At 71.5% G+C, this 26,809-nt stretch carries 26 protein-coding genes and 1 pseudogene; 23 read left to right on the top strand and 4 right to left on the bottom strand.

Annotation, left to right across the window (positions count from 1 at the left end; translation table 11 throughout):
* Positions 1–122: 122 nt before the first annotated feature.
* On the top strand, positions 123–395 hold the full coding sequence (locus ABD191_RS02095; protein ID WP_344076071.1) for a GlsB/YeaQ/YmgE family stress response membrane protein: 273 nt from the start codon (positions 123–125) through the stop codon (positions 393–395).
* Positions 396–470: 75 nt separating this feature from the next.
* Here the strand turns inward: ABD191_RS02095 and ABD191_RS02090 are convergent, their stop codons facing one another.
* Positions 471–2,537 carry a HelD family protein gene (locus ABD191_RS02090; RefSeq protein WP_425560630.1) on the bottom strand — a complete coding sequence of 689 codons (2,067 nt, stop codon included), beginning with the start codon at positions 2,535–2,537 and terminating at the stop codon, positions 471–473.
* A gap of 100 nt (positions 2,538–2,637) precedes the next feature.
* On the opposite strand from ABD191_RS02090, the gene ABD191_RS02085 reads away from it, so the two are divergent.
* On the top strand, positions 2,638–3,486 hold the full coding sequence (locus ABD191_RS02085) for a menaquinone biosynthetic enzyme MqnA/MqnD family protein (protein WP_344076067.1): 849 nt from the start codon (positions 2,638–2,640) through the stop codon (positions 3,484–3,486).
* 6 nt (positions 3,487–3,492) lie between these two features.
* On the opposite strand, the gene ABD191_RS02080 is transcribed toward ABD191_RS02085, so the two are convergent.
* Complete coding sequence (locus tag ABD191_RS02080; RefSeq protein ID WP_344076065.1) at positions 3,493–5,037, bottom strand: serine hydrolase; 1,545 nt, start codon at positions 5,035–5,037, stop codon at positions 3,493–3,495.
* Positions 5,038–5,264: 227 nt separating this feature from the next.
* Between ABD191_RS02080 and paaA the strand changes: the two are divergent.
* The 8 genes and pseudogenes from paaA to ABD191_RS02040 all read left to right on the top strand — a co-directional run.
* Positions 5,265–6,164, top strand: a pseudogene (paaA, locus tag ABD191_RS02075) (1,2-phenylacetyl-CoA epoxidase subunit PaaA); the annotation flags it as partial.
* Positions 6,161–6,433, top strand: coding sequence for a 1,2-phenylacetyl-CoA epoxidase subunit PaaB (paaB, locus tag ABD191_RS02070; protein WP_344076063.1), 273 nt, complete (start codon positions 6,161–6,163; stop codon positions 6,431–6,433). The pseudogene paaA and the gene paaB, both read left to right, overlap by 4 nt.
* A complete protein-coding gene (gene paaC, locus ABD191_RS02065; RefSeq protein ID WP_344076061.1) occupies positions 6,430–7,113 on the top strand; it encodes a 1,2-phenylacetyl-CoA epoxidase subunit PaaC in 684 nt (227 codons plus the stop codon). Before paaB ends, paaC begins: the two co-directional genes overlap by 4 nt.
* Positions 7,110–7,580 (top strand): 1,2-phenylacetyl-CoA epoxidase subunit PaaD, encoded by a 471-nt coding sequence (gene paaD / locus ABD191_RS02060; protein ID WP_344076059.1) that lies wholly within the window; start codon positions 7,110–7,112, stop codon positions 7,578–7,580. Before paaC ends, paaD begins: the two co-directional genes overlap by 4 nt.
* Positions 7,564–8,634 carry a 2Fe-2S iron-sulfur cluster-binding protein gene (locus ABD191_RS02055; protein ID WP_344076058.1) on the top strand — a complete coding sequence of 357 codons (1,071 nt, stop codon included), beginning with the start codon at positions 7,564–7,566 and terminating at the stop codon, positions 8,632–8,634. The genes paaD and ABD191_RS02055 overlap by 17 nt, the downstream gene beginning before the upstream one ends.
* 78 nt (positions 8,635–8,712) lie before the next feature.
* Complete coding sequence (gene sigK / locus ABD191_RS02050; RefSeq protein ID WP_344076154.1) at positions 8,713–9,303, top strand: ECF RNA polymerase sigma factor SigK; 591 nt, start codon at positions 8,713–8,715, stop codon at positions 9,301–9,303.
* Positions 9,300–10,034 carry an anti-sigma factor gene (locus ABD191_RS02045; RefSeq protein WP_344076056.1) on the top strand — a complete coding sequence of 245 codons (735 nt, stop codon included), beginning with the start codon at positions 9,300–9,302 and terminating at the stop codon, positions 10,032–10,034. The genes sigK and ABD191_RS02045 overlap by 4 nt, the downstream gene beginning before the upstream one ends.
* 39 nt (positions 10,035–10,073) lie before the next feature.
* Entirely contained in the window at positions 10,074–10,748 is a 675-nt protein-coding gene (locus ABD191_RS02040) for a hypothetical protein (protein ID WP_344076054.1), read from the top strand.
* Here ABD191_RS02040 and ABD191_RS02035 read toward each other — a convergent pair.
* A complete protein-coding gene (locus ABD191_RS02035; protein ID WP_344076052.1) occupies positions 10,721–11,704 on the bottom strand; it encodes an aldo/keto reductase in 984 nt (327 codons plus the stop codon). The genes ABD191_RS02040 and ABD191_RS02035 overlap by 28 nt on opposite strands.
* A gap of 10 nt (positions 11,705–11,714) precedes the next feature.
* Complete coding sequence (locus tag ABD191_RS02030; protein ID WP_344076050.1) at positions 11,715–12,353, bottom strand: MerR family transcriptional regulator; 639 nt, start codon at positions 12,351–12,353, stop codon at positions 11,715–11,717.
* A 92-nt stretch (positions 12,354–12,445) separates the two neighbouring features.
* Here ABD191_RS02030 and ABD191_RS02025 point away from each other — a divergent pair, with 92 nt between their 5' ends.
* The 13 genes from ABD191_RS02025 (at position 12,446) to nuoH (ending at position 26,793) form a co-directional block, all read left to right on the top strand.
* Complete coding sequence (locus ABD191_RS02025) at positions 12,446–12,928, top strand: DUF4188 domain-containing protein (protein WP_344076047.1); 483 nt, start codon at positions 12,446–12,448, stop codon at positions 12,926–12,928.
* 49 nt (positions 12,929–12,977) lie between these two features.
* Positions 12,978–14,225, top strand: coding sequence for a cyclic dehypoxanthinyl futalosine synthase (mqnC, locus tag ABD191_RS02020; protein WP_344076045.1), 1,248 nt, complete (start codon positions 12,978–12,980; stop codon positions 14,223–14,225).
* A gap of 27 nt (positions 14,226–14,252) precedes the next feature.
* Positions 14,253–14,954: a demethylmenaquinone methyltransferase gene (locus ABD191_RS02015; RefSeq protein ID WP_344076043.1), complete on the top strand. Its 702-nt coding sequence runs from the start codon at positions 14,253–14,255 to the stop codon at positions 14,952–14,954.
* 55 nt (positions 14,955–15,009) lie between these two features.
* Positions 15,010–15,897, top strand: a complete 888-nt coding sequence (locus ABD191_RS02010; RefSeq protein WP_344076041.1) for a DUF559 domain-containing protein — start codon at positions 15,010–15,012, stop codon at positions 15,895–15,897.
* A 292-nt stretch (positions 15,898–16,189) separates the two neighbouring features.
* Positions 16,190–17,464, top strand: coding sequence for a geranylgeranyl reductase family protein (locus tag ABD191_RS02005; RefSeq protein ID WP_344076039.1), 1,275 nt, complete (start codon positions 16,190–16,192; stop codon positions 17,462–17,464).
* Positions 17,465–17,597: 133 nt separating this feature from the next.
* The gene (locus ABD191_RS02000) at positions 17,598–17,963 is read left to right on the top strand and encodes an NADH-quinone oxidoreductase subunit A (protein WP_344076037.1); all 366 of its coding nucleotides are present in this window, start codon (positions 17,598–17,600) and stop codon (positions 17,961–17,963) included.
* A 4-nt stretch (positions 17,964–17,967) separates the two neighbouring features.
* Positions 17,968–18,654: a NuoB/complex I 20 kDa subunit family protein gene (locus ABD191_RS01995; RefSeq protein ID WP_344076035.1), complete on the top strand. Its 687-nt coding sequence runs from the start codon at positions 17,968–17,970 to the stop codon at positions 18,652–18,654.
* Positions 18,651–19,382 carry an NADH-quinone oxidoreductase subunit C gene (locus ABD191_RS01990; RefSeq protein WP_344076033.1) on the top strand — a complete coding sequence of 244 codons (732 nt, stop codon included), beginning with the start codon at positions 18,651–18,653 and terminating at the stop codon, positions 19,380–19,382. Before ABD191_RS01995 ends, ABD191_RS01990 begins: the two co-directional genes overlap by 4 nt.
* Positions 19,379–20,698, top strand: a complete 1,320-nt coding sequence (locus ABD191_RS01985; protein WP_344076031.1) for an NADH-quinone oxidoreductase subunit D — start codon at positions 19,379–19,381, stop codon at positions 20,696–20,698. The genes ABD191_RS01990 and ABD191_RS01985 overlap by 4 nt, the downstream gene beginning before the upstream one ends.
* Complete coding sequence (nuoE, locus tag ABD191_RS01980; protein WP_344076152.1) at positions 20,695–21,660, top strand: NADH-quinone oxidoreductase subunit NuoE; 966 nt, start codon at positions 20,695–20,697, stop codon at positions 21,658–21,660. Before ABD191_RS01985 ends, nuoE begins: the two co-directional genes overlap by 4 nt.
* Positions 21,657–22,961, top strand: coding sequence for an NADH-quinone oxidoreductase subunit NuoF (nuoF, locus tag ABD191_RS01975; protein WP_344076029.1), 1,305 nt, complete (start codon positions 21,657–21,659; stop codon positions 22,959–22,961). The genes nuoE and nuoF overlap by 4 nt, the downstream gene beginning before the upstream one ends.
* A complete protein-coding gene (locus ABD191_RS01970; protein ID WP_344076027.1) occupies positions 22,961–25,429 on the top strand; it encodes an NADH-quinone oxidoreductase subunit G in 2,469 nt (822 codons plus the stop codon). The genes nuoF and ABD191_RS01970 overlap by 1 nt, the downstream gene beginning before the upstream one ends.
* Positions 25,426–26,793 carry an NADH-quinone oxidoreductase subunit NuoH gene (gene nuoH, locus ABD191_RS01965; protein WP_425560629.1) on the top strand — a complete coding sequence of 456 codons (1,368 nt, stop codon included), beginning with the start codon at positions 25,426–25,428 and terminating at the stop codon, positions 26,791–26,793. The genes ABD191_RS01970 and nuoH overlap by 4 nt, the downstream gene beginning before the upstream one ends.
* The last annotated feature ends 16 nt before the right edge of the window (positions 26,794–26,809 follow it).

Here is a 26,809-nt window from a genome sequence, read left to right as displayed (position 1 = left end):
GGCGATCCTATGGGACCCATCCGACAACCCGCCCGTTATCCACAGCCCGGGTGGCGTTTGGCCCGCAAGGGTCCCGGGCATCACATCGTCAGCAGTCACATGGGTTATCCCGGAGGTTGACAATGACAGCGACCGGCATCATCACTGCCATCATCGTAGGCGCCATCATCGGCGTGCTGGGCCGTCTCGTGGTGCCCGGACGCCAGAACATGCCCGTCTGGCTCACCATCGTCGTGGGTATCGCGGCCGCCCTGCTGGGCACCGTGATCGCCGGCGCGCTGGGCGTCAAGGACACCGGCGGCTTCGACTGGATCGAGTTCTTCATCCAGGTCGCCCTGGCCGCGCTCGGGGTCTTCCTGGTCGCCGGGGCGTACGGGCGCCGCAGCAGCGTCTAACGACCACGGGCGGTTCAACGGCGAGCCGTCTGGACGGAGGGGCATCGTGCGAGCGCACGGTGCCCCTCCGTCGTGTCAGGCGGCCAGCACCGCCGGCAGCGGTCGGGTGTGGACCACGACGAGCCGCGAGACCGCGCGGGTGAGGACGACGTAGAGCCGGTGCAGCCCGCGCTCCTCGGCCGCCACGATGTCGGCCGGCTCGGCCACGATGACGTGGTCGTACTCCAGGCCCTTGGCCAGCGAAGCGGGCAGCACGGTCACCCGTTCGGCGTCGAGGCCGGCCGCCTCGACCGCGGCCGCGAGCGCGGGGACCGCCGCGTCGGCGGCGATGAGCGCGACCGAGCCCTCCTGCTTGAGGGCCGCCCGCGCCTCGTCCACGGCGGCCTCGACCAGCGAGGTGACCGGCGCCAGGCGCAGCGTTCCGTCGCGGCGCAGCGACCGGGCCGGCGGCACGGCCACGTCCAGTGCCGGCAGCAGCCGGTTGGCCAGTTCCACCACGGCCGCCGGCACCCGGAAGCCGGTCGTCAACGGCACCACGGGCGTACCGGGTTTGCCGAGGTGGGTCACCGTGTCAGCCCAGTCCCGCGACGCCCACGGCGTGGTGCCCTGCGCCAGGTCGCCGAGCAGGGTGAAGGAGCCGTGCTCGCAGCGGCGCGCGATGGCCCGGCACTGCATGGGGGACAGGTCCTGCGCCTCGTCGATGACGATGTGCCCGTACGAGGGGAGGCGCTCGATGAGGCCCGCCGCCTCGTCGATCAGCACCGCGTCAGCGGCCGACCACGTCGCCGCCTTCGCCGTGCGGGGCGGCTTGGCCCAGGCCAGGGTCGCGATCTCGGCCTCGGTGAGCATGCCGGCCGCCGGCGACGGGTCCGACAGGAACGCGAACACCAGCTCCTCCGGGGTCACGGCCGGCCACACGTGATCCAGGAACGCGCGGACCTCCGGGCGGCGGGCCATGCGGCGCTGCCACGTCTCCGGCGGGGAGTCGCCGCGTTTCGCCTCGGCCTGGCGCAGCAGCATCGAGATCACCCGGGCGAGCACCCGCTCGCGGCCGAGCGCGTGGGGCGGGTCCTCGCGGCGTACGTCGTCGACGATGCGGCGCAGCGCGTCGACGCTGATCCGCCAGCGCCACGAGCCGTCCGTGACGGTCAGCGGGTCCTCGGGCTCGCGGACGTACTGCCCGAGACGCCGACGCAGGATCACCGCGAGGCGCGGGTCGTGCTTGAGCGCCGCGGCCGCCGGCGTGTCCGTGCCGCGGACCTCGACCCGCGCGATCAGCTCATCCACCGTGGACTGTGCCACGTCGACCTCGCCCAGCGCGGGCAGGACCGCCTCGATGTAGCGGAGGAACGCGCGGTTCGGGCCGAGGACCAGGACCTTCGAGCGGCGCAGGCGCTCGCGGTGGGCATAGAGCAGGTACGCGGCGCGGTGCAGGCCGACGGCCGTCTTGCCGGTGCCCGGCGCGCCCTGCACGGCGATGGAGGCGTCCAGCTCGGCGCGGACCAGCACGTCCTGCTCGGGCTGGATGGTGGCGACGATGTCGCGCATCGGGCCGACGCGGGGGCGCTCGATCTCCTCCGTGAGGATGCGCGAGGCGGTACCCAGCTCCTCGCCGCGGTCGAGGTGTTCGTCCTCGAAGCCGCTCAGCGTGGCCCCGCTCGTGCCGACCGCCCAGCCGAAGCGGCGGCGCACCGCCACGCCCTGCGGGTCGCGGGCGGACGCCTGGTAGAAGGTGCGGCTCAGCGGGGCGCGCCAGTCCAGGACGAGCGGGTCGCCGGCCTCGTCGGTGATGTGCCGGCGCCCGACGTGGTACCGGTTGCCGGCGTGCTCACCGGTGTCGAAGGTGAGCTTGCCGAAGAACAGCGGCGCCCTCGGGTCGTCCGCGAGCTCGGCGACCCGCTGGCGCAGGGTGCGGCCGAGGGTCTCGGAGCTGTACGCGTCGCCGGCTACCTGGTCGCCGGTGGTGAACAGATGTTCCGCGTGGCGGCGCATGCGGGCCAGCGCGGTGCGGGAGCGGACGAGGTGGTCGCGTTCGGGGTCCAGCGGATCGGTCACAGGCTCGCTCCCGGTGTGGGCGTGGGATGACGGCCGCCCGGCGCTCCGCGGGGGACGCGGTGCCGGCTGTGCCCTTTGATGCGCCATTTGCGCGGCCGAGAAGTCTACCCGGGTCGTGGTGCTGGTCGCATGTGATTTACCTGGTGACCGGTGGTGGCGCCGCGCCCGTGAGCTAGCGTGGGTGACCATGAGCGCCCTTTCGCGGCCCCGGGTCGGGCACATCCAGTTCCTCAACTGCCTGCCCATCTACTGGGGTCTCATGCGATCCGGGGCGCTGCTCGGCGTCGATCTGCACAAGGACACGCCCGACCACCTCAACGACGCCCTCGTGGCCGGTGACCTGGACATCGGCCCGATCTCGCTCGTCGAGTACCTGCGCCACGCCGACGAGCTGCTGGTGCTGCCCGATCTGGCGGTCGGCAGCGACGGCCCGGTGCTCTCGGTCAACCTCGTGTCGAAGCAGCCGTTGGCCGCGCTCGACGGCGCCCGGGTCGCGCTGGGTTCCACATCCCGCACGGGCGTCCTGCTCGCCCAGCTCCTCCTCGAAGATCACCACGGGGTACGTCCGGACTACTACCGCTGCCCGCCCGACCTCTCGGAGATGCTGCTCGAGGCGGCGGCCGGGGTGCTCATCGGCGACGTCGCGCTGCGCGCCCGCCACGAGGCGCCGGCGCGTGGGCTCACCGTCACCGACCTGGGCGAGGCATGGCGCGACTGGACCGGTCATCCCATGGTCTTCGCCGTCTGGGCGGTCCGCCGCGACTTCGCCGCCCGCCACCCGGGCGTGGTCAAAGAGGTGCACGAGGCGTTCCTGCGCTCCCGCGACCTGTGCATGTCCGAACTGGACGAGGTGGCGGCGGCCGCGTCGCGCTGGGAGGCGTTCGACGCGGGCACGCTGGCCAACTACTTCCGGGCGCTGGACTTCTCGCTCGGCGGGCGGCAGGTCGACGGCATCCGCGAGTTCGCGCGCCGGGCGGCGGCCCGCGGCGCGGTGCCGGAGCTGCCGGCGGGCGGCCCGGAGTTCTTCGTCCGCTGATCGGTCCTAGCGGGTGGCGGCGGCGAGCAGCTGGGCGGCCACCTGCTTGCAGACGCTGCGGGCGTGGGCGAAGTCGCCGTTCCAGTCACCCGTACTCGGATAGCGCTGCAGCACCGACATCACCCACGTGCCGCCGATCGCCATGCAGGACACGTGCCACTTCAGGTCCTCGTCGCGCAGCAGCCAGCCGTTCTTGATGGCGACCTCGGCCGCGGCCGGCTCGGGCAGTGCGGCCCGGATGCCGAAGTCGCCCACGCCGCGGACCTTGCGCATCATGTTGAGCAGCCAGGGCGTCCACTTCTTGCCGGCGGCGACGCCGTCGGCGATGCAGTCGCCCATCCGTACGGTGTCGCGGGCGGAGACGTACGTGCGGCTCCACTCGCCGCGGGTGGCCCGGCTGTCCGTCAGCTTGCACATCTTGATCAGGCGGTTGATGGACGCGGTGCGACCGTCCGCGTTGTAGATCGTGCCGGCGGCGTTGTTGTCGCTGTCCCGGATCATGATCTCGATCGTGTGCAGCCGGGAGGAGCTCGGCGTCTCGCCGTGCTCGGCGGCCCGGCGCAGGTAGTCGGCGGCCAGCCAGGCCTTGATCATGGAGGCGGTGGTGCTCGTCGACGCGTAGTTGCGGGAGCCCACGATCGCGCCCGTACGCCGGTCGAGCAGCGCCCAGCTCCAGAAGCCCGTGGTCTTGAGGCTCACGTTCGTCGAGCGGAAGGGCAGCGGCGTGAGGGCCGGCTCGGACGTGTGGGGAGCGTCGGACTTCGGCGACGGGGCGCGCGCGGCGGCGATCGTGTTGCCGGACTGATCGCCGGACGTGCCGGCCGGGGCGAGCGGGGCGCCCGGGATGAACCGCAGCCCCGCGCCGACGGTCACGACAGCCACGACGATCAGGGCGATCCACCAGCCGGTGGCGCGCTTGCGGCGGCGCGGCGCCGGTTGCGGCGCGGCGTGGCCCGGGCGGGTGATGGTCGGTGCCGCCGCGCGGGGGCGGGGCAGGTGCGGCCTGTCGCCGACCAGCGGTCTGTCGAAGCCGGACGCGCCGCTGTGTTCACCTCTGTAGCCCGGTCGCGTGGCCGGATAGCTCTGGCTGGAGCCCGACCATGATCCGGAGTCGTCCCAGCCGTAGGCCGGCGCGGGGGCGGGCGCCTCCCGGTGGTGGCCGGGGGCGGCCTGACCGGTGGCGTACCCGCCGGTCGCCAGGTGGGCGTTCGACCCGGTGTGACCCGGCCGGTGCGCGGGGTAGTGGCCGGTGCCGTAGACCGCGCCCGAGCCGGTGTGCTCGCTGTAGGGGTCGACCGGGCGTGGCCGGTCGGGACCGTAATGCGGGCGGGCACCGGGCGCGGCCGGCCGCGCGTGCCGCGGTCCCCGTTCAGGCTCGGCGCCGTAGGCCTCGGCCGGGTACGGGTTGGGCCCGCCGTAGGCGGGTGGGGTGTACGGCTGCCCGGCGGTGTCCCGTCGGACCGCCTCCTCGTCTCCGGCGCCTGTGCGTTGCTGCGGTACGGGCGGCCAGACGCCGGCGTACGGATGCGAGGGATCGTTTTCGGTTGACACGGAGGGGACCTCGGGGGGATCGGGGCGCCGTGGTGGCCGTGTATGGACATGCGCCGGGCTCGGCGGCCCCAACACCTTAGCGGGTTAAACCGGACATCGGTCAACACCAGTTCATGAATTCGTACCGTCACCGGGTGAACGCGCTCTGGTCAGGGGCCTGACTATTACAGTGTCTTGCCCAGGTGAATGCCTGCTGTAACACTGAGACCGTGGCGGGCGTCGTTGAGTACTTCGACGAGCTGATCGCGACCGACCAGCGGGTCGAGCCGCGCGACTGGATGCCGGACGCCTACCGCGCGACCCTGATCCGCCAGATCGCCCAGCACGCCCACTCCGAGATCATCGGCATGCAGCCGGAGGCCAACTGGCTGACCCGCGCGCCGAGCCTGGCCCGCAAGGCGATCCTGCTGGCCAAGGTGCAGGACGAGGCGGGACACGGCCTCTACCTCTACGCCGCCGCCGAGACCCTCGGCGTGCCGCGCGACGAACTGGTCGACGCGCTCCTGCTGGGCCGGCACAAGTACTCGAGCATCTTCAACTACCCGACGCTGAGCTGGGCGGACGTCGGGACGATCGGCTGGCTCGTGGACGGGGCCGCGATCGTCAACCAGGTGCCGTTGACCCGCTGCTCCTACGGCCCGTACGCCCGGGCGATGGTCCGCATCTGCAAGGAGGAGTCGTTCCACCAGCGGCAGGGCTACGACGTGCTCTACACGCTGACGCGCGGCACGCGGGAGCAGAGACGGATGGCCCAGGAGTCGGTCGACCGCTGGTGGTACCCGTCCCTGGCCATGTTCGGCCCGCCCGACGCGGCATCCACGCACTCCGAGCAGTCCATGGCCTGGGGCATCAAGCGGCACAGCAACGACGACCTGCGCCAGCGCTTCGTGGACCTGTGCGTGCCGCAGGCCGAGGTGCTCGGCGTGACGCTGCCCGACCCCGACCTGCGCTGGAACGACGAGCGCGGCCACTACGACTTCACCCCGCCGGACTACGACGAGCTCATGGCCGTGGTCGCCGGTGACGGCCCGGCCAACCGGGACCGGATGCGTCACCGCCGCCGCGCCCACGATCAACACCAGTGGGTACGTGACGCGGCGGCCGCCTACGCGGAGAAGAACCGATGAGCCTGTACGAGGTGTTCGTGCGACCCCGCCGGGGGCTGTCCCACACCCATGTCGGCAGCCTGCACGCCGAGGACGCCGCGTCCGCGCTGCGCTACGCGCGCGACCTCTACACCCGCCGCGAGGAGGGGGTGTCCATCTGGGTCGTGCCCGCCGCCGCGCTCACGGCGTCCAGCCCCGACGAGCGCGACGCGTTCTTCGACCCGGCCGCCGACAAGGTCTACCGGCACCCGACGTTCTACGAGGTGCCCGACGGAGCGCCGGGGATATGACCGCGCTGGCCATCGCCGACGACGCGCTCATCGCCGCGCAGCGCCTGCTCGCCTGGGTGAGCCGCGCACCGACGATGGAGGAGGACGTGGCCCTGGCCAACATCGCCCTCGACCAGCTCGGGGTGGCCCGCGCGCTGCTGTCGTCGCTCGGGGACGAGGACGAGCTGGCGTTTCACCGCGAGGCCCACGAGTTCCGCAACTGCCTGCTGGTGGAGCTGCCCGACGACCCGGGCGGCAGCGTGTGGGGCGACTTCGGCGTACTCACCGCGAAGCTGCTCTTCCTCGCCGCGTACCAGAAGATGTTGTATGACCGGCTCGCGGACAGCGAGCCGGGAGCGCTCGGCGCGGTGGCGGCGAAGGCCCGCAAGGAGTCGGCCTACCATCTCGACCACGCGACACAGTGGACGCTGCGGCTGGGCGACGGCACGGCCGAGTCGCACGGCCGGATGCAGGACGCCGTGGACGCCCTGTGGCCCTACACGCACGAGCTGACCGGGCTGATCGAGCGTGCCGACTGGCTCGCGATCGTGGAACCCGTGCTGGCCAAGGCCACCCTGGCACGCCCGGCCGACGGCTGGCAGCCGACCGGCGGCCGGGTGGGGCGGCACACGGAGCACCTGTCCTACCTGCTGGCCGAGATGCAGTCGACGCACCGGGCCCATCCAGGGGCGACGTGGTGAGCACCCTCGCCTCGGTGCGCGCGGCGGTGGGGACGGTCGTCGACCCGGAGCTGCCCACGCTCACCATCGAGGACCTGGGCATCCTGCGGGATGTGGCGATCGTCGACGGGCGGGTCGAGGTCACCATCACGCCGACGTACCTGGCGTGCCCGGCGCTCGCGACCATCGCCGACGACATCCGGGCGGCGCTCGCCGCGTCGGGTCACCCTGACGCCCTCGTACGGACGAGACTGTCGCCGCCGTGGACGACCGGCTGGATCACCTCCGCCGGCCACGCCAAGCTGGCGGCGGCCGGCATCGCGCCACCGCCCCGATCGTTGCCGATCTTGAACGAGGACGCGGTGACGTGCCCGCAGTGCGGCTCGACGCGGACCAGTGAGCTGTCGCGGTTCGGCGCGACCGCCTGCCAGGCGTTGTGGCGCTGCGACGAGTGCCGGGAGCCGTTCACCCATGTCAAGCCGCACTGACTTCCACCCGCTGGCGGTCGCCGCGGTGACGGCGCTGACCGACGACGCCGTCGTCGTGACGCTGCGCGTGCCGGCGGCGCAGCGGGGGTTCTACGCCTTCGCGGCCGGCCAGCACGTGACCGTACGGGCGTCCGTCGGCGGTCGCGAGGAGCGGCGCTCCTACTCCCTGTGCTCGACCCCCGCCGAGCTGGCCGACGGCACCCTGCGCATCGGCGTCAAGCTGCTGCCCGGCGGCGTGGTGAGCGGGCACATCGCCGGCCTGCGGCCCGGCGACCCGCTGGACCTCTCGGCGCCCGCCGGGCGCTTCACCGCGGACGTCGACCCGCGTCGGGCGCGGCACTACGGCGCGATCGTCGCCGGCTCCGGCATCCCCCCGGTGCTGTCGATCGTCGCCGACGCCCTGCGGGCCGAGCCACTGAGCCGGGCGAGCGTCGTGTTCGGCAACCGGGCCGCCGCCACGGTCATGTTCGCCGACGAGCTCGCCGACCTGAAGGACCGCTGGCCGGCCCGACTGCAGGTCGTGCACGTGCTGTCCCGCGAGCGGGGCGCCGGCGACCTGTTCAACGGCCGCCTCGACGCCGACCGCATCCGCGCCCTGCTCGACGCCCGGCCGCTGAACCTGTCCACCGCGGACGAATGGTTCCTGTGCGGTCCGTACGGCATGGTGCTCGACGCCCGCGGCGTGCTCGCCGAACGCGGGGTACCGGACGACGCGATCCACGCCGAGCTGTTCCACGTCGACGAGGCGCCGGCGGGGCCCGAAGCCCTGCCGTCCGGCGGGACGAGCCTGACCCTGCTGCTCGACGGCCGTGAATCCACCGTGCGGATGCGGCCCGGCGAGCGCGTCCTGGATGCCGCGCTGCGGGTGCGCGGCGAACTGCCGTACTCCTGCCGGGGCGGGGTGTGCGCCACCTGCCGCGCCCGCGTCACCGACGGCGAGGTCAGCATGGCCCGCGACTACGCCCTGCGCCCCGCCGAGGTGGCCGCCGGCTATGTCCTCACCTGCCAATCCACCCCCCTGACCGACCACCTCACGGTCGACTACGACGCGTAGGGCCCGACCGTGCCCATCCGGACGGGCGGGTGTGCCGAATACGGTGTGTGGTAGCGGCGGGAAGGGGCGTGATCGGTGATACCCAGCGGTGAACCGGCCGAGCGGGCCGGGGCGGCACCCGGGGGCGGGGCCGGCCCGGAGGACCTGCTCGCGCTCGTCGCGCGCGGCGATGAGCGCGCCTTCGGCGAACTTTATGATCTTTTCGCCCCCAAGGTGTACGGCATCGCGCGCCGCGTCGTGCGCGACCCGGCGCAGGCCGAGGAGGTCGCCCAGGAGGTCCTCGTCGAGGTGTGGCGGACGGCCGGGCGGTTCGACGCCGGCAAGGGGTCCGCGTCGGCGTGGGTGCTGACGATCGCGCACCGGCGGGCCGTGGACCGGGTACGGGCGGCGCAGGCCAGCGCGGATCGGGAACGCCGGGCCGCGACCTCGGACACCCCCTACGACGAGGTTGTCGAGGCGGCCACCGCCCGCCTGGAGAGCCAGCAGGTGCGCCGCTGCCTCAAGGGGCTCACCGAGTTGCAGCGCGAGGCGATCACCCTGGCCTACTACGGCGGGCACACCTACCGGGAGGTCGCCGAGCTGCTCGGCAGCGCCCTGCCGACCATCAAGACGCGGATGCGTGACGGGCTGATCCGGCTGCGGGACTGCCTGGGGGTGACGGTCGGATGAGTGTCGACATCCACGCCCTCTCCGGGGCGTACGCCCTGAATGCCCTCGACGATGTCGAGCGGGCCGCGTTCGCCCGGCACGTGCGCGACTGCACGGCGTGCGCGACCGAGGTCGCGGAGCTGCGCGAGACGGCCGCCCGGCTCGCGGACACGGTCGCGCAGGCGCCGCCGCCGCGCCTGCGCGAGCGCGTCCTCGCGGAGATCACCAGGACCCGCCAGACGCGGCGCAGCGGCACGGACGACACGTCGTCGGTGCGACGGTGGCGGCGCTGGGCGGCGCTCGCGAGCGCCGCGGTGGTCGTCGCGGTGGCCGCGGCGACGGCGTCGTGGGTGGTTTCCGATCAACGGGTACGCGAGGAACGCGCGCGGGCGGACCGGCTCGCCGCCGACCAGGCGGAGATGAACGACGTGCTCACGGCGGCTGATCTGATGGTACGGACCGTACCGGTGGCCGGGGGACGGGTGACGCTGGCGGAGTCGCGCAGCCGGGAGGCCGCGGTCGTCGTCATGTCGGACCTGCCGGTCCCGCCGGACGGCCGGGTCTACCAGCTGTGGCTCATGCGCGGCCAGGCCGAGGCGGTGTCGGCCGCGGTGATGGAGCCCGGGCAGCGGGCCGGGATGGCCCTCGTGCCGGAGCTGGGCGACGCGGACCAGGTGGGCGTCACCGTGGAGCCCGCGGGCGGCTCGACCGGGCCCACGTCACCCGCGCTGGTGACCATCCCCTTGGCGTGAGATTGGCGTCGATAGCGGCGGGATGGTGAACTTGTCGCCGTGACTGCCGCAGAGATCACCGTTCCGGACGACCTTGAGACCGAGGGGGCGCCCCGCTGGCGGGTGCTGACCACGATCGCGGCAGTGCTGGTGGCACTCGCTCTGGTCGGGGTCGCGCTGTGGTGGTGGCTGGTGCGCCCGCCGTACGGGCCGGACGCGATGGCGCCCAGGGCGGTCGTCGAGGTGGTCACCGCGGAGACCGAGCGGGCCGCGCTGAACCGGCTCGGCGGGCCGGCCGCCGAGGCCGTGTTCCTCGATGCCGAGCCGGGCCGACAGCTGCTGGTCGGGCAGGTCAGCTGGACCGTGCCGAAGGGCGCCTCCCACGACGGCCGGCTGGCCATCCTGGTGATCCACAAGCCGACGAACGCGGTCGCGCCGACGCTGTTCGGCGTGGGGCCGAAACCCGAGGAGGTCACGTCCGGCTGGGACGGCGAGCTCGACGAGGTCGCCCAGGAGTACGACTGGCTGTCCGCGGTGGCGACCGGGCAGGCCGAGAGCACGCTGCACGCGCCCGGCGACGCGCTGCTCACCCACCCGGACACGCCCGGCCCGATCACGTTCGTCGCCCAGCTGCGCCCGGACGTGACCCAGCTCTCCGCGGACGACTTCCTCGTCGCGCTGGTCTTCGTCGGCCCCCGCGGTCAGCTCTACTGGGCGGAGCGGCTGCTCGGCTGAAGCACCTCGCGCAGTTCGGTCAGGTCGTCCGGCGTGGGCAACCAGTGACCGGCGGCCGCGTTGGCCCGCACCTGGTCGGCTGACGTGGCGCCCGCGATGACCGAGGACACCGACGGCCGCCCGAGCAGGCCGCCGATCGCGACGCTGAGCAGGGGTATGCCGCGCTGGCGGGCGTACTCCTCGAGGTTTTCGATGAGGTCCCACGGCGCGGTGGCCAACCGCGAAGCCCAGGCGTCCTCGGCCATCCGGGTGCCCTCGGGCGCGGCCTCGCCGCGCCGGTACTTGCCGGTGAGCAGGCCGCTAGCCAGCGGGAAGAAGGGCAGGAAGCCGACGCCGAAGTGCTCGGCGGCCGGCAGCACGTCGGCCTCGACCTCGCGGTTGAGCAGCGAGTACTCGTTCTGGGCGCTGATGAACGGCGCCAGGTGGCCGGCGCGGGCGGTCCACGCGGCGTCGGCGATCTGCCAGCCGGCGAAGTTGGAGCTGCCCAGGTAGCGCACCTTGCCCTCGGCGACCAGCTCGGTCAGCGCGGCGAGGGTCTCCTCGATCGGAGTCTGCGGGTCGGGCGTGTGGAGCTGGTAGAGGTCGAGGTAGTCCGTGCGCAGCCGGCGCAGCGACGCCTCGACCGCCCGCCGGATGTAGCGACGCCCGCCCAGACCGCCGTGCTCCGCACCAGGGAGGTTGCTGTAGTCGCGGTGACCGAACTTCGTGGCGATGATCACGTCGTCGCGGCGGCCGAGGGTTTCCAGGGCGCGCCCGAGTTGCTCCTCGGAGCTGCCCGGCGGGCCGCCGTAGATGTCGGCGGTGTCGAACAGCGTGATGCCGGCGTCGATCGCGGCGGCGACGACCTCGGTGGCGCCCGCCTGGTCGAGCTTGCGGCCGAAGCGGTTGCAGCCGAGCCCGACGGCGGAGACGACCAGGCCAGAGGCGCCGAGGCGGCGGTACGTGAGATCAGCCATGGCTTCGACCCTAGCCCGGGGTCGCGCCCAGCAGGCGCGCGGAGGCGGCCTCCTGGGCGAGCCGCCGCAGCGCGTTGAGCACGGCCTCGCCGAGCACCGTGCCGGTCACGACGCCCTCGACCATGGCGGCGGGCTCCCCGCGAGCGACGACCTTGGCGACCTCCGCCTGCGCGACGCGTTCGGCGGCGTCCGTCCACACGGGAAGGTTCTCCAGCAGGTCGTCCTGCCCCAGGGCGCGCAGCGCGGCGATCGCGTCGGCCGCCGCGTCGCGGGCGGGTGCCCGCTCGTGGACCCACCAGCCGCGCTCGGCCACGATCGCGTCGACCTCGGCCCGGGCCGCGCGCCATCCGGGGTCGTCGTGGTCGCGCCTCGTGGCGGCGGGCACCAGGCAGTGCGCGACGCCCAGGAGGTCGTGCGGCGGCAGGTCGGTCTGGTCGACGGCGGCCAGCACCTCGCGCACGGTCGCGATGGGCACCCCGCCGACATCGATGAGGGCCCGCACGAGGCGTAGCCGGCGTACGTGTTCCTCGCCATAGTCGGCCTGGTTGCGCCCGGTTGCCGTGCCGGCCGGGAGCAGGCCCTCGCGCAGGTAGTACTTGATCGTCGGGATGCTCGTGCCGCTGCGGGCGCTGAGTTCGGCGATGCGCACTGGATCTCCGATTTGTGGTTGCGTTTCGCGGTTCAAGGGCGGATAGTGATGCTATCTATTACGGATAGCATCACTATCTAGGAGAGTACGTCATGGCGAAGGTGCATCCCGGTCGCTTCACCGCCGACATCGAGGGCGACTTCGTGGTCTTCCTGATCGGCATGCGCATCAACAAGCTGTGGAAGATCCACAAGTGGCTCCCGGTCGCGATGGCGATGCCCGCCATGCAACGGGCGCAGGCGGCCGATCCATCGATCGGCATGCTCGGCCAGCAGGGCTGGTTCGGCCGGACCACGATCCTCGTGCAGTACTGGCGCACCACCGAGGACCTCATGACGTTCGCCCGCGACCCCAGGTACACCCACCGGGGGGCGTGGAAGGCGTTCAACAGGGCCGTGGGCACCAGCGGCGACGTCGGCATCTGGCATGAGACCTTCGTCGTGCGGGCCGGCGACTACGAGACGATCTACGGCAACATGCCGCTGTTCGGTCTGGCCCAGGCCGGGGCGCACGTGCCCGTGGCGCGGCGGGGGGAGCGCGCCCAGGAACGGCTGGCCCACCGCGACGCAAGCTGATCTTGTGCCCGTAGGTGCGGGGCCGCGGGCACCACGTACTCTCGGAACCGTGACGACGAACGGCGACATCGACTCGATCCTGCAGCGCGGCGCCGAGGGCGGCCGGATCACTCCGGACGAGGCGCTGCTGCTCTACACGCAGGCCCCGCTGCACGCGCTCGGCGAGGCCGCCGACACGGTGCGCCGCCGCTGGCACCCCGAGGGCATCGTCACGTACATCATCGACCGCAACATCAACTACACGAACGTGTGCGTGACCGCGTGCCGGTTCTGCGCGTTCTACCGCGCGCCCAAGCATCACGAGGGCTGGTCGCACGGGATGGACGAGATCCTGCGCCGGTGCGCCGAGGCCGTCGAACTCGGCGCCACGCAGGTCATGCTCCAGGGCGGCCACCACCCGGAGTACGGCGTCGAGTACTACGAGTCGCTGTTCTCCGGCGTGAAGGCCGCCTTCCCGCAGCTGGTCATCCACTCCATCGGGCCCAGCGAGATCATGCACATGGCCAAGGTCTCGGACGTCTCCATCGACGAGGCCATCGCGCGCATCAAGGCCGCCGGCCTCGACTCCATCGCCGGGGCCGGCGCGGAGATGCTGCCCGCGCGGCCCCGCAAGGCGCTCGCGCCGCTCAAGGAGTCCGGCGAGCGCTGGCTGGAGGTCATGGCCGCCGCGCACGCGCAGGGCATCGACTCGACCGCCACGATGATGATGGGTACGGGCGAGACCGCCACCGAGCGCATCGAGCACCTGCGCATGATCCGCGACGTGCAGGACCTGGCGGTGTCGCGGGGCTTCGTCCCCGTCGCCGTCTCCGAGAAGGGCGCCGCGATCGGTGGGTTCCGGTCCTTCATCCCGTGGACCTACCAGCCCGAGAACAACCACCTCAAGGGCCGCACCCAGGCGACCTCCCTGGAGTACCTGCGCCTCATCGCGGTCGCCCGGCTGTTCTTCGACAACGTCGCCCACCTCCAGGCCTCGTGGCTGACCACCGGCAAGGACGTCGGCCAGCTCGCCCTGCACATGGGCGTGGACGACCTCGGCTCGATCATGCTGGAGGAGAACGTCATCTCCTCGGCCGGCGCCCGGCACCGGTCCAACCTGCACGAGCTCATCTCGATGATCCGTACGGCCGACCGCATCCCGGCGCAGCGCGACACCTGGTACGCCCACCTCGCCGTGCACCGCACCCCGGCCGACGACCCGACCGACGAGCGCGTCGTGTCGCACTTCTCGTCCATCGCCCTGCCCGGCGGCGGCGCCGGCACCCGGATCAACCTGCCACTGGTCGACGTCAACTGACCTTTCGCCGTCTGGCACAGTGGGGCCGTGAGCCGGGCCAGTCTGGATAAGCAGCCGCACGAGGTCGCCGAGATGTTCGACGGCGTCGCGGAGAAGTACGACCGCACGAACACGATCCTGTCGTTCGGGCAGGACCGCTCGTGGCGCACGCAGACCCGCCGGGCCCTGGCCCTGCAACCGGGCGAACGGTGTCTTGACCTGGCCGCCGGCACGGGCGTCTCGACGCAGGAGCTGGCCCGCTCGGGCGCCACCGTGGTCGGTGCCGACCTGTCGCTGGGCATGCTCACCGCCGGGCGCCGCCGCCGGCCCGACGTGCCGCTGCTCGCGGGCGACGCGCTGGCCCTGCCGTTCGCCGACGAGTCGTTCGACGCGGTGACGATCTCGTTCGGCCTGCGCAACGTCGTGGACACGGCCGGTGCCCTGCGCGAACTCGCCCGCGTCACCCGGCCGGGCGGCCGCATCGTGGTGTGCGAGTTCAGCCACCCCACCTTCGGCCCCTTCCGGACGGCGTACCTGTCCTATCTGATGCGGGCCCTGCCGGCCGTGGCCCGACGGGTCTCCTCCAACCCGGACGCGTACGTCTACCTCGCCGAGTCCATCCGCGCGTGGCCCAACCAGGCCGGGCTCGCCGCGATCATGACCGACAACGGCTGGGCGTCCGTCGGCTGGCGCAACCTGTCCGGCGGCATCGTCGCCCTCCACCGCGCCACCCGCCCTGTGGATAACTAGCCCTTCCTGTGGATAAGGACGGGGGCGGCCCCTCCGTCCGCCAGGCTCGGGCGGCATGAATGACGGTTCGTTGCGCCGCCTCGCCGACGCGCAGGATGGCCTCTTCACCCGCGCCCAGGCGACAGCCTGCGGGTACTCGGCGTATCAGATCCGGCAGCGGACACGCAGCGGTGCCTGGCAGCACGTGCTGGGGCAGGTGCTGGCTCTTCCCGGCGTGAGTGTGACCCCGGCGGCACGCGACCGTGCCGCGTTGCTGGCCGTCGGTGGGCTGCTGGCAGGGCCGTCCGCGGCGCGCCGGTGGGGGATCTGGGTCCCCGACGACCGGACGTGCCTGGCGGTGCCGGTCGGGTGCCATCCCCGGGTGGGCAACCTGGTGTTGATTCGGGTCCCGGTCGCCGCCGTGGATCGGCGAGTCCGAGGTGGGCTGCCCGTCACCTCCGTCGGGCGGACCATCGTCGACTGCGTGCGGTTACTGCCGGACACTCCGGCGGTCGACATGCTCGACAGGGCCATGCGCGAGCGTCGGATCACGTTCGATGATCTGTGCGGGCGGGTGCGAGACGACCTCGGACGGGCGGGCACACCGCGACTGGTCCGGCTGATTCGGCTGCTCGGGTCGGGAGCGCGGTCAGCGGCCGAGCGGCGGGCCGTCGTGTTACTGAGGAACGCGCGGATCAACGGCTGGGTGGCGAACATGCCGATCTACGACGACGCCGGCCTGATAGGCGTCGGCGATCTCGTGTTCGCCGAGGTGAAGCTTGTTGTCGAGCTTGACGGGTGGGCGTATCACTCGGCGCGGGCGGACTTTGAACGTGACCGGTCGCGACAGAACCGGCTGGTCGCGGCCGGATGGACCGTGCTGCGTTTCACCTGGCGCGACGTGACGCAGCGCCCCGACCATGTGGCCGCCACGATCCGTGGCCTGCTGGCGCGCACCCGTTGATCGGCGTTTCGTGTACCAGGGTGTAGTCCAGCTGCACGCTGGTACACGAAACAGTGGTCTTGATGCGGCAGGCGGCCGGCACGACATGCGAGGCTGGTCCAGATAGGCGGATATTTCCGGATGCTGGCGGCCATTCTTCCGGCTGGCATCCCGCAGGTGGCCGCGCATTTTGTAGTTAGGGTTACCTAAGAAGGCGGGGTGGGGTGGCCGGTTCTAGACTCTGCCGGATAGAGCTTGTGAAGAGTTTCACGAGCGGCTTTCGCGAGGCAGGACCGACGCGAGGAGGTGACCGGTGGCCGGGACCAGCGTGACCAGCGAAACCGCTGATGTCATCGTTGTCGGCGCCGGACCCGCCGGCTCCGCCGCTGCCTTCCACCTCGCGCAGCACGGGGTTGACGTGCTGCTGCTGGAGAAGACGGAATTTCCACGCGAGAAAGTCTGCGGCGATGGGCTGACCCCGCGCGCCGTGAAGCAGCTCGTCGCGATGGGTGTGCCGACCGACGGGCCGGGCTGGCAGCGCAACAAGGGCCTGCGCGTCATCGGCGGTGGCGTGCGGCTGGAGCTGGACTGGCCGCAGCTCGCGAGCTTCCCCGACTACGGCCTGACCCGTACCCGGATGGATTTTGACGAGATCCTGGCCAAGCGCGCGCAGGAAGCCGGCGCGCGCCTGAAGACCGGGGTGAACGTGAGCGGGCCCGTGCTCGACGAGCGCACCGGGCGGGTCATCGGCGTGACCGCCACGACGAAGGCGAAGGAGCCGCTTGAGTTCCGGGCGCCGCTGGTCATCGCGGCCGACGGGGTGTCGGCGCGGCTGGCGTTGTCGCTGGGCATCGCCAAGCGCGAGGACCGGCCGCTCGGTGTGGCGGTGCGGCGTTACTACCGCAGCCCGCGGCACGACGATGACTACCTGGAGTCCTGGCTGGAGCTGCGCAGCAAGGAGAGCGGTGATGACCTGCTCCCGGGGTACGGGTGGATCTTCGGCATGGGTGACGGCCGGGTCAACGTGGGCCTCGGCATCCTGAACTCGTCCGACGCGTGGGGCAAGACGAACTACCGCACGATGCTCACCGACTGGCTGGACAACACCCCCGAGGAGTGGGGCTTCCGGGAGGCCAACGCCGAGGGGCAGACCCAGGGCGCGGCGCTGCCGATGGGCTTCAACCGGGTGCCGCACTACTCGCGCGGCGTGATGCTGGTCGGCGACGCGGGCGGCATGGTCAACCCCTTCAACGGCGAGGGCATCGCGTACGCGATGGAGTCCGGGGCGCTCGCGGCCGAGGTCGCGGTGCAGGGTCTGGCCATGCCGGCGGAGCGGCGGGAACGGATGTTCCAGTACTACCCGCAGGCGCTCAAGCAGTCCTACGGCGGGTACTACCGGCTCGGCGGCTGGTTTGTGAAGATCATCGGCAAGCCGTCCCTCATGCAGTTCGCGACCAAGCACGGCATGCCGCACCCCGTGCTCATGCGCTTCGTGCTCAAGCTTCTCGCCAACCTCACCGATCCGCGGGGCGGCGACGCCTCCGACCGGATCATCAACGCGCTGACCAAGGCGGTCCCGGCCGTCTGAGGTGGCGGGTGACCCCGGGCAACGGCGCCCGAGACGATATGAATAGTGTGCATTTGGTGCTCGATATGAGCCGCTCATGCGGCAAGATCGGTTACGACAATCAAGATCGGGAAGGACGGAGCAGGTAGAGACCATGTCGCTCTCGGCCTACGTACCCATCGCGGGGCTCTTCGCGCTCGCCGCGGCGTTCGCGATCTTCTCGGTCGCTATCGCGCCGCTTGTCGGGCCCCGCCGCTACAACAAGGCAAAGCTTGAGGCGTACGAGTGTGGGATCGAACCCACGCCGCAGCCGATCGGGGGCAACCGCTTCCCGGTGAAGTTCTACCTCACCGCGATGCTGTTCATCATCTTCGACATCGAGATCATCTTCCTGTACCCGTGGGCCGTGTCGTTCAACAACCTCGGCCTGTTCGCGTTCGTGGAGATGGGCCTCTTCATCGCGACCGTGTTCATCGCGTACGCCTACGTCTGGCGGCGCGGCGGACTGGATTGGGACTGACGAAATGGGCATCGAAGAGAAGCTCCCCAGCGGTGTCCTGCTGACCAGCGTCGAGAAGCTGGTCAACTGGACGCGCAAGACCAGCTTCTGGGGGGCCACGTTCGGCCTGGCGTGTTGCGCCATCGAGATGATGGCGGCCGGCGCGCCCCGCTACGACCTCGGGCGCTGGGGCATGGAGGTCTTCCGCGCCTCGCCCCGCCAGGCCGACCTCATGATCGTGGCCGGCCGGGTGAGCCAGAAGATGGCCCCGGTGCTGCGCCAGATCTACGACCAGATGGCCGAGCCCCGCTGGGTGATCTCCATGGGCGTCTGCGCGAGCAGCGGCGGCATGTTCAACAACTACGCGATCGTGCAGGGCGTCGACCACATCGTGCCGGTCGACATGTACCTGCCCGGCTGCCCGCCGCGCCCCGAGATGCTCATCGACGCGATCCTCAAGCTGCACGAGAAGATCATGTACGAGCCCCTGGGCGAGCGCCGCCGCCTCCAGCTCGAGGCCGCGCGCGAGCGTGATGGCGCGCCGGTCGTGCCGCCGGGCTCGATGCCGTCGAGCTACCGCCACGACAAGGCGAAGAAGGCGCAGTGGATCAAGGCCGCGCAGGACGGCCGCGAGGAGCAGCTGCGCATCGAGAACTGGATGAAGGACCGGTGGGGCGCCCTGCCGACGATCACGCGCGGTGGTGGCGAGTGACAACCCCAGGCAACACGACCCCGGGCGACGTACCCGTTTCCCAGCCGCCGGCCGGCGCGTCGAGCACGGCCCCCGCGGAGTACCCGCCGGCCAGCCCGGCCGGCCGGGGCATGTTCGGCGTGCACGACACCGGCGACACCTCCGGCTTCGGCGGGCTCGTCCGCCGGCGTACGGTCGTCACCTCCACCCCGAAGCCGTACGGCGAGGAGTTCGACGAGGTCACGGACGCGCTGGAGGAGGCCTACCCGGGCTTCGCCGACGCGATCGAGGCCGTGGTGGTCGACCGGGGCGAGCTGACGCTGCACATCAAGCCCGAGCGGGTCCTCGAGGTCGCGACCATCATGCGCGACAACCCGGCACTGCGCTTCGAGCTGTGCTCGTCGGTGTCCGGCGTGGACTACCTCGGCGCCGCCCGCCGGCTGCATGTCGTCTACCACCTCACCTCGCTGACCTTCCGCCGCCGGGTGCGGCTGGAGGCCGCGGTGCCGGCGGAGGACCCGCGCCTGCCGAGCGTCACCAGCATCTACCCGACCGCCGACTGGCAGGAGCGGGAGACCTACGACATGTTCGGGGTCGTCTTCGAGGGCCACCCCAACCTGACCCGCATCCTCATGCCGGACGACTGGGAGGGTCACCCCCAGCGCAAGGACTACCCGCTGGGTGGCGTGCCGGTCGAGTACAAGGGCGCGGAGATCCCGCCGCCGGACGAGCGGAGGACGTACCAGTGAGCACGACTGACTACGCCAAGACCCGCGAGACGACCGAGGGCAAGGTCTTCACCGTCACCGGTGGGGACTGGGACACGGTCGTCCAGGGCCACGACCCGCTCACGGACGAGCGCATCGTCGTCAACATGGGCCCGCAGCACCCGTCCACGCACGGCGTGCTGCGCCTGATCCTCGAGCTTGAGGGCGAGACGGTCACCGAGGCGCGCGCCGTCGTCGGGTACCTGCACACCGGCATCGAGAAGAACATCGAGTACCGCAACTGGACGCAGGGCACGACGTTCGTCACCCGCATGGACTACCTGGCGCCGATCTTCAACGAGACGGCGTACTGCCTGGCGGTGGAGAAGCTGCTCGGCGTCGAGGTGCCCGACCGGGCGACCACGATCCGCGTGCTCATGATGGAGCTGAACCGGATCTCGTCGCACCTGGTGTGGCTGGCCACGACCGGTATGGAACTCGGCGCCATCAACATGATGTTGTACGGGTTCCGCGAGCGCGAGTACATCCTGGACATCTTCGAGGCCGCCTCCGGCCTGCGGATGAACATGGCGTACGTCCGCCCGGGCGGCCTGGCCCAGGACCTGCCGGAGAACGCGGTCACGCTGATCCGCGACTTCCTCAAGCTGTTCCCGAAGAAGCTCGTCGAGTACGAGCGCCTGCTGTCCGGTAACACCATCTGGCAGGAGCGCACGCAGGACGTCGCGTACCTGAACATCCCGGGCTGCCTGTCGCTGGGCATCACGGGCCCGGTGCTGCGCAGTGCCGGCCTCGCCTGGGACCTGCGCAAGACCGAGCCGTACTGCGGCTACGACACGTACGACTTCGAGGTCGCCACGGCCGAGTCCGCCGACGTGTGGGGCCGCTACCTCGTGCGCATGGAGGAGATGCGGCAGAGCATGCGCATCGTCGAGCAGGCGCTCGACCGGCTGGAGCCGGGCCCCATCATGGTCGAGGACAAGAAGATCGCCTGGCCGGCACAGCTGGCCGTCGGCGCCGACGGCCTCGGCAACTCGCTGGAGCACGTCGCCAAGATCATGGGTACCTCCATGGAGTCCCTCATCCACCACTTCAAGCTGGTGACCGAGGGCTTCCGGGTGCCGGCCGGTCAGGTGTACGTGCCGATCGAGGCGCCGCGCGGCGAGCTGGGCGCGCACGTGGTCTCCGACGGCGGCACCCGGCCGTACCGGGTGCACTACCGGGAGCCGAGCTTCATCAACCTGCAGGCGATCCCGGCGATGGCGGAGGGCGGCCTGCTCGCCGACGTCATCGCGGGCGGCGCCTCGCTGGACCCCGTCATGGGTGGGTGTGATCGCTGATGTCCTTCAGTCAGGAGACCCTCGACCGCGCGCAGGAGATCATCGCGCGGTACCCCGAGGGCAAGGAGCGCTCCGCGCTGCTGCCACTGCTGCACCTGGTGCAGTCGGAGGAAGGGTACGTCTCGCCGGCCGGCATCGCGTTCTGCGCCGACACGCTCGGTATCACCCGGGCGCAGGTCAGCGCGGTCGCGACGTTCTACACGATGTACAAGCGCAAGCCGACCGGTGAGTACCTCGTCAGCGTGTGCACGAACACGATGTGCAACGTGCTCGGCGGCCAGCAGGTCTACGACACGCTCTCGGAGTACCTCGGCGTCGGCCACGACGAGACCGAGGAGTCGGGCACCATCACCCTGGAGCACGCCGAGTGCCTCGCGGCCTGCGACTACGGCCCGGTGCTGACCGTGAACTACGACTTCTACGACAACGTGGACCCGGACATCGCGGTCAGCCTCGTCGACCGGCTCAAGGCCGGCGAGCGGCCGCAGCCCAGCCGTGGCGCCCGGCTGTGCACGTTCAAGGAGATGTCGTTGCAGCTCGCCGGCTTCGCCGACGAGCGGGAGGGCGCGGTCGCCGACACCGCGCAGGGCGCGGCCAGCCTGCGCGGGCTGCGCCTGGCCGAGCAGCACGGCGTGTCCGTGGCGGGCTTCGACCCGAACACCCCGATCCCCACCCACGCCGACCGCGAGGCCGCCAAGAAGGCGGCCGACGAGAAGGCCGCCGCCGAGGTGAAGCCCGCGCAGGCCGACGCGAAGACCGCGCAGGCGAAGCCGGACCTGGAGAGCAAGCCCGCCAAGGAGCCGCAGCCGACGCCGGAGGAGCTGACGCCGAAGGCGCCGCCCTCGGGCGCCTCGGCCGAGGCGGAGGCCGCCGGCGTGGCCGCCAACGAGCCGGCCCGCGACGCCTCGCCGTCCGGCCAGCCCAGCCAGCCGCAGGCTGAGAACCTTAAGGACGCGAAATGAGCGACGTGTTTCGGAAGCTCACGCCCGTACTCACCAAGAGGTGGCTGTCACCTGAGGCCTGGCGGATTGACACGTATGAGCAGCTCGACGGCTATCTCGCCATGCGCAAGGCGCTCCAGGCGCACCCGGACGACCTGATCGCACTGATCAAGGACTCGGGCCTGCGCGGGCGCGGCGGCGCGGGCTTCCCGACCGGCATGAAGTGGGCGTTCATCCCGCAGAACGACGGCAAGCCGCACTACCTGGTGGTCAACGCCGACGAGGGCGAGCCGGGGACCTGCAAGGACCTGCCGCTCATGATGAACGACCCACACTCGCTCATCGAGGGCATCATCATCGCCTGCTACGCGATCCGCTCCGACCGGGCGTACGTCTACATCCGCGGCGAGGCGGTGCACGCCGCGCGGCGGCTGCGCCACGCGGTCGACGAGGCGTACGCGAAGGGGTACCTGGGCGAGAACATCCTCGGCTCCGGGTTCAACCTCGACCTGGTGATCCACAGCGGTGCGGGCGCGTACATCTGCGGCGAGGAGACGGCGCTGCTGGACTCGCTGGAGGGCTTCCGCGGCCAGCCCCGGCTGCGCCCGCCGTTCCCGGCGACCCACGGCCTGTACGCCTGCCCGACGGTGGTCAACAACGTCGGCACCATCGCGAGCGTGCCCTACATCGTGCTGGGCGGCGCCGACTGGTGGAAGTCGATGGGTACGGAGAAGTCGTCCGGCCCGATGATCTACTCGCTGTCCGGCCGGATCAACAACCCCGGCCAGTACGAATGCGGCATGGGCATCACGCTGCGCGAGCTGATCGAGCTGGCCGGCGGCATGCAGCCGGGTCACAACCTGAGGTTCTGGACGCCGGGCGGGTCGTCGACGCCGCTGCTGACCGCGGAGCACCTCGACGTGCCGCTCGACTTCGAGTCGGTGGCCGCGGCCGGGTCGATCCTCGGCACGACCGCGACGCAGATCTTCTCCGACCAGGACTGCCCGGTCTACGCGACGTACCGGTGGATGGAGTTCTACCACCACGAGTCGTGCGGCAAGTGCACGCCGTGCCGCGAGGGCAACTTCTGGATGGCGCGCGTGTACCGGCGGATCCTGTCCGGCGAGGGTACCTACGAGGACCTGGACACCCTGCTGGACGCCTGCGACAACCTGCTGGGACGCGCCTTCTGCGGCCTCGGTGACGGCGCGACCAGCCCGGTGACCTCGTCGCTGAAGTACTTCAAGCAGGACTACCTGGACTACATCGAGGGCCGCACCGCCCCGGTGCTGTCGGCCAAGCAGCTGGTGGGGGCGCACTAATGTCTTCCGACGTAGCCAAGGCCGTGGACATGGTCAAGCTGACCATCGACGGCATCGAGGTCGAGGCGCCCAAGGGTGCGCTGCTGATCCGGGTCGCCGAGCAGCTGGGCATCGAGATCCCGCGCTTCTGCGACCACCCGCTGCTCGCCCCGGCCGGCGCCTGCCGCCAGTGCCTGGTCGACGTGGAGGGCCAGCGCAAGCCGGTCGCCTCGTGTACCCAGACGGTCGCCGACGGCATGGTGGTGCGCACGCAGCTCACCAGCGATGTCGCCAAGAAGGCCCAGGCGGGGATCATGGAGTTCCTCCTGATCAACCACCCGCTCGACTGCCCCATGTGCGACAAGGGCGGCGAGTGCCCGCTGCAGAACCAGGCGATGTCGGTCGGCCGCGCGGACACCCGCTTCCACGAGCACAAGCGGGAGTACCCGAAGCCGCTGCCGATCTCGACCCAGGTGCTCCTGGACCGCGAGCGGTGCGTGCTGTGCCAGCGCTGCACCCGGTTCTCCGAGGAGATCGCGGGCGACACGTTCATCGACCTGATGGAGCGCTCGTCCAACGAGCAGATCGGCGTCTTCCGGCACGATGTCATGACCGGTCCGGAGGTCGAGCTGCCCGAGGAGGAGAAGGGCGACGACCCGTTCAACTCCTACTTCTCCGGCAACACCGTGCAGATCTGCCCGGTGGGCGCGCTGACCGGCACGCAGTACCGGTTCCGCGCCCGGCCGTTCGACCTGGTCTCCTCGCCCGGCGTCTGCGAGCACTGCTCCGCCGGCTGCGCGCAGCGCACCGACAACCGGCGCGGCAAGGTCATGCGCCGCCTGGCGGGCGACGACCCGGCGGTGAACGAGGAGTGGAACTGCGACAAGGGCCGGTGGGGTTTCCAGTACGCCACCGCCTTTGACCGGCTCACCAACCCGCTGGTCCGCGACGCGAAGACCGGCGAGCTGCGCACCGCCAGCTGGCCGGAGGCGCTGCGCGTGGCGGCGGCTGGCCTGGCCGCGGCCCGCGACGGCGACTCGGGCGACGCCCACGGCGTGGGCGTGCTGACCGGCGGCCGTCTCACGGTCGAGGACGCGTACGCGTACGCCAAGTTCGCGCGCGTGGTCCTGCGGACGAACGACATCGACTTCCGGGCCCGCCCGGTCGGCGAGGGCGGCGAGGAGGCCGAGTTCCTGGCGGCCGCGGTCGCCGGGACCACGGAGGCCACCTACGCGGACGTCGAGAAGGCGCCCACCGCGGTGATCGTGGGCCTGGAGCCCGAGGAGGAGTGCCCGATCCTCTTCCTGCGCCTGCGCAAGGCGGTCGCCAAGCGGAAGCTCAAGGTGTACGCCGCGGCGCCGTTCGTGACGCGAGGGCTGGCCAAGCTCGACGCCACCGTGCTGGCGACCGTGCCGGGCGCCGAGGCGGGACTGCTCGCCGGCGACGAGGGCCTGCGGGCCGCCCTGAGCGCGCAGAACGCGCTGCTCATCGTGGGCGAACGGCTGGCCACCGTGCCGGGCGGCCTGACCGCCGCCGCCAAGCTGGCTGACGAGACCGGCGCCAAGCTGGTCTGGGTGCCGCGCCGGGCCGGCGACCGGGGCGCGGTCGACGCGGGCTGCCTGCCGAACCTGCTGCCGGGCGGCCGCCCGGTCAGCGACCCGGCGGCGCGCGCCGAGATCGCCGGCGTCTGGGGTCTGGAGACCGGGGTCATCTCCGGCTCGACCGGCCGCGACACCGACCAGATCATCGAGGCCGCCGCGGCGGGCCGGCTCGGCGCCCTCGTGGTCGCCGGCGTCGACCCGGCCGACCTGGCCGACCCGACGCTGGCCGAGCAGGCCCTCGACAAGGTCGGCTTCCTGGTCTCGTTCGAGCTGCGCAACTCGGCCGTGAGCCGCCGCGCGGACGTGGTCTTCCCGGTCGCGCCCGTGCAGGAGAAGGCCGGCACCTTCCTCAACTGGGAGGGGCGCCTGCGCAGCTTCGACGCGGTCTTCGACACCACCGCGATGCCGGACGCCCGCGTGCTCGACGCGCTGGCGCAGGCCATGGGCGTCGACCTCGGCACCGCCGATGTCACGGCGATCCGCGCCGAACTCGGCGCGCTGCCGGTCAGCGGCGGGGACCGGCCCGCCGGCCCGCGCCTGGCCCCGCGCGACGTGGAGGTCACGGCGCCTGGCGAGGCCGTCCTCGCCACCTGGCACCAGCTGATCGACCTGGGCAGCCTGCTCGACGGGGACGAGATCATCCGCGGCACGGCCCGCCCGGTGGTCGCGCGGCTGGGCGTTCAGACGGCGGCCGGCCTCGGCGTGGCCGACGGCGACCCGGTGCGGGTCAGCACCGAGCGCGGCAGCATGACGCTGCCCGCCGAGGTGTCCGACATGGTCGAGGGCGTGGTCTGGGTGCCGACGAACTCGCCCGGCGCGACCGTGCGCCGCTCGCTCGGCGTGACCGGCGGAGACGTCGTCACGATCTCCCGTGGAGGGATCCAATGATTCTGGCGAACGCGCAGGATCCGACGCTGGCCGACTTCGGCCATGACGTCTGGTGGATCGTCGTCATCAAGATCCTCGGGGCCTTCGTCTTCGGCTTCCTGATGACGCTGCTCGGCGTGTGGTTCGAGCGCCGCGTGGTGGGCCGGATGGCGGTGCGGCCCGGGCCCAACCGGCACGGCCCGTTCGGCCTGCTGCAGACGCTGGCCGACGGTCTGAAGATGGCGTTCAAGGAAGACATCATGCCGCGCGCCGCGGACAAGGTGGTCTTCTTCTTCGCCCCGACGATCTCGGTGATCTGCGCGGTGACGGCCCTGTCGGTCATCCCGTTCGGTCCGATGGTCAGCATGTTCGGCCAGCAGACGCCGCTGCAGGTGACCGACGTCGAGGTCGCCGTGCTCGTGCTGCTGGCCTGCTCCTCGATGGGCATCTATGGCATCGTGCTCGGCGGCTGGGCCTCCGGCTCGACGTACCCGCTGCTGGGCGGCCTGCGCTCCTCGGCGCAGATGATCTCGTACGAGGTCGCGATGGGTCTGTCGATCGTGGCCGTCTTCATGACGGCCAGCTCGATGTCGACCTCCGCGATCGTGGCGGCTCAGGGCGACGGGGACTCGTTCAGCCTGTTCGGCCTGGACCTCAACATGCCGGGCTGGTATGCGATCCTGCTCCTGCCGAGCTTCATCATCTACTTCATCTCGGCGGTCGGCGAGACCAACCGGGCGCCGTTCGACCTGCCGGAGGCGGAGTCGGAGCTGGTCGCGGGCTACATGACGGAGTACTCGTCGCTGAAGTTCGCGCTCTACATGCTCTCCGAGTACATCAACATGGTGACCGTCTCGGCGGTGGCGACCACGCTGTTCCTGGGCGGCTGGCGCGCGCCGTGGCCGATCACCCTGTGGTCCGGGGCCAACTCCGGCTGGTGGCCGCTGCTCTGGTTCCTCATCAAGGTCGTACTGCTGATCTTCGTGTTCGTCTGGCTGCGGGGCACGCTGCCGCGGCTGCGCTACGACCAGTTCATGCGGTTCGGCTGGAAGGTCCTCCTGCCGGTCAACCTGCTCTGGATCCTGCTGGTGGCGGGCATCCGTACCCTGCAGAACGAGGAAGGCCTGAGCGACCAGCAGAAGTGGCTGATCGCCGGCGTGCCGATCGCGGTCCTGCTCCTGGTCTTCCTGCTCTGGCCGCAGAAGCCACCGGCCGGTGCGCCGGACCTCGGCGGGCCGCCGGAGGGCCGGGTGGGCGGCGCCGAGGGGTACCCGCTCCCGCCGCTCGATCTTCAAGTGCCGCCCAGCCCTCGGGCCAAGCGGATGATCGCCGACCGCGAGCCCGTCACCACGGCCGCTGGCGCTGACAAGGAGGCAAGCTCATGAGCGAGCGCAGCGAGCT

Source organism: Luedemannella helvata (assembly GCF_039528415.1).
GTDB lineage: Bacteria > Actinomycetota > Actinomycetes > Mycobacteriales > Micromonosporaceae > Luedemannella > Luedemannella helvata.
Note: the sequence above shows the minus strand (reverse complement) of the source record. Positions and strands in the feature narration are given on the sequence as shown.

What these genes read in the sequence shown, in the direction of transcription:
- ABD191_RS02045 (WP_344076056.1), top strand. Translation starts at nt 9,300, where the DNA reads ATGAGTGTCGACATCCACGCCCTCTCCGGGGCGTACGCCCTGAATGCC.
- ABD191_RS02085 (WP_344076067.1), top strand. Translation starts at nt 2,638, where the DNA reads ATGAGCGCCCTTTCGCGGCCCCGGGTCGGGCACATCCAGTTCCTCAAC.
- ABD191_RS02025 (WP_344076047.1), top strand. Translation starts at nt 12,446, where the DNA reads ATGGCGAAGGTGCATCCCGGTCGCTTCACCGCCGACATCGAGGGCGAC.
- ABD191_RS02055 (WP_344076058.1), top strand. Translation starts at nt 7,564, where the DNA reads ATGTCAAGCCGCACTGACTTCCACCCGCTGGCGGTCGCCGCGGTGACG.
- nuoH (WP_425560629.1), top strand. Translation starts at nt 25,426, where the DNA reads ATGATTCTGGCGAACGCGCAGGATCCGACGCTGGCCGACTTCGGCCAT.
- ABD191_RS02095 (WP_344076071.1), top strand. Translation starts at nt 123, where the DNA reads ATGACAGCGACCGGCATCATCACTGCCATCATCGTAGGCGCCATCATC.
- paaC (WP_344076061.1), top strand. Translation starts at nt 6,430, where the DNA reads ATGACCGCGCTGGCCATCGCCGACGACGCGCTCATCGCCGCGCAGCGC.
- ABD191_RS02000 (WP_344076037.1), top strand. Translation starts at nt 17,598, where the DNA reads ATGTCGCTCTCGGCCTACGTACCCATCGCGGGGCTCTTCGCGCTCGCC.
- ABD191_RS01995 (WP_344076035.1), top strand. Translation starts at nt 17,968, where the DNA reads ATGGGCATCGAAGAGAAGCTCCCCAGCGGTGTCCTGCTGACCAGCGTC.
- ABD191_RS02010 (WP_344076041.1), top strand. Translation starts at nt 15,010, where the DNA reads ATGAATGACGGTTCGTTGCGCCGCCTCGCCGACGCGCAGGATGGCCTC.
- ABD191_RS01970 (WP_344076027.1), top strand. Translation starts at nt 22,961, where the DNA reads ATGTCTTCCGACGTAGCCAAGGCCGTGGACATGGTCAAGCTGACCATC.
- ABD191_RS02035 (WP_344076052.1), bottom strand. Translation starts at nt 11,704, where the DNA reads ATGGCTGATCTCACGTACCGCCGCCTCGGCGCCTCTGGCCTGGTCGTC.
- ABD191_RS02090 (WP_425560630.1), bottom strand. Translation starts at nt 2,537, where the DNA reads ATGGCGCATCAAAGGGCACAGCCGGCACCGCGTCCCCCGCGGAGCGCC.
- paaB (WP_344076063.1), top strand. Translation starts at nt 6,161, where the DNA reads ATGAGCCTGTACGAGGTGTTCGTGCGACCCCGCCGGGGGCTGTCCCAC.
- nuoF (WP_344076029.1), top strand. Translation starts at nt 21,657, where the DNA reads ATGAGCGACGTGTTTCGGAAGCTCACGCCCGTACTCACCAAGAGGTGG.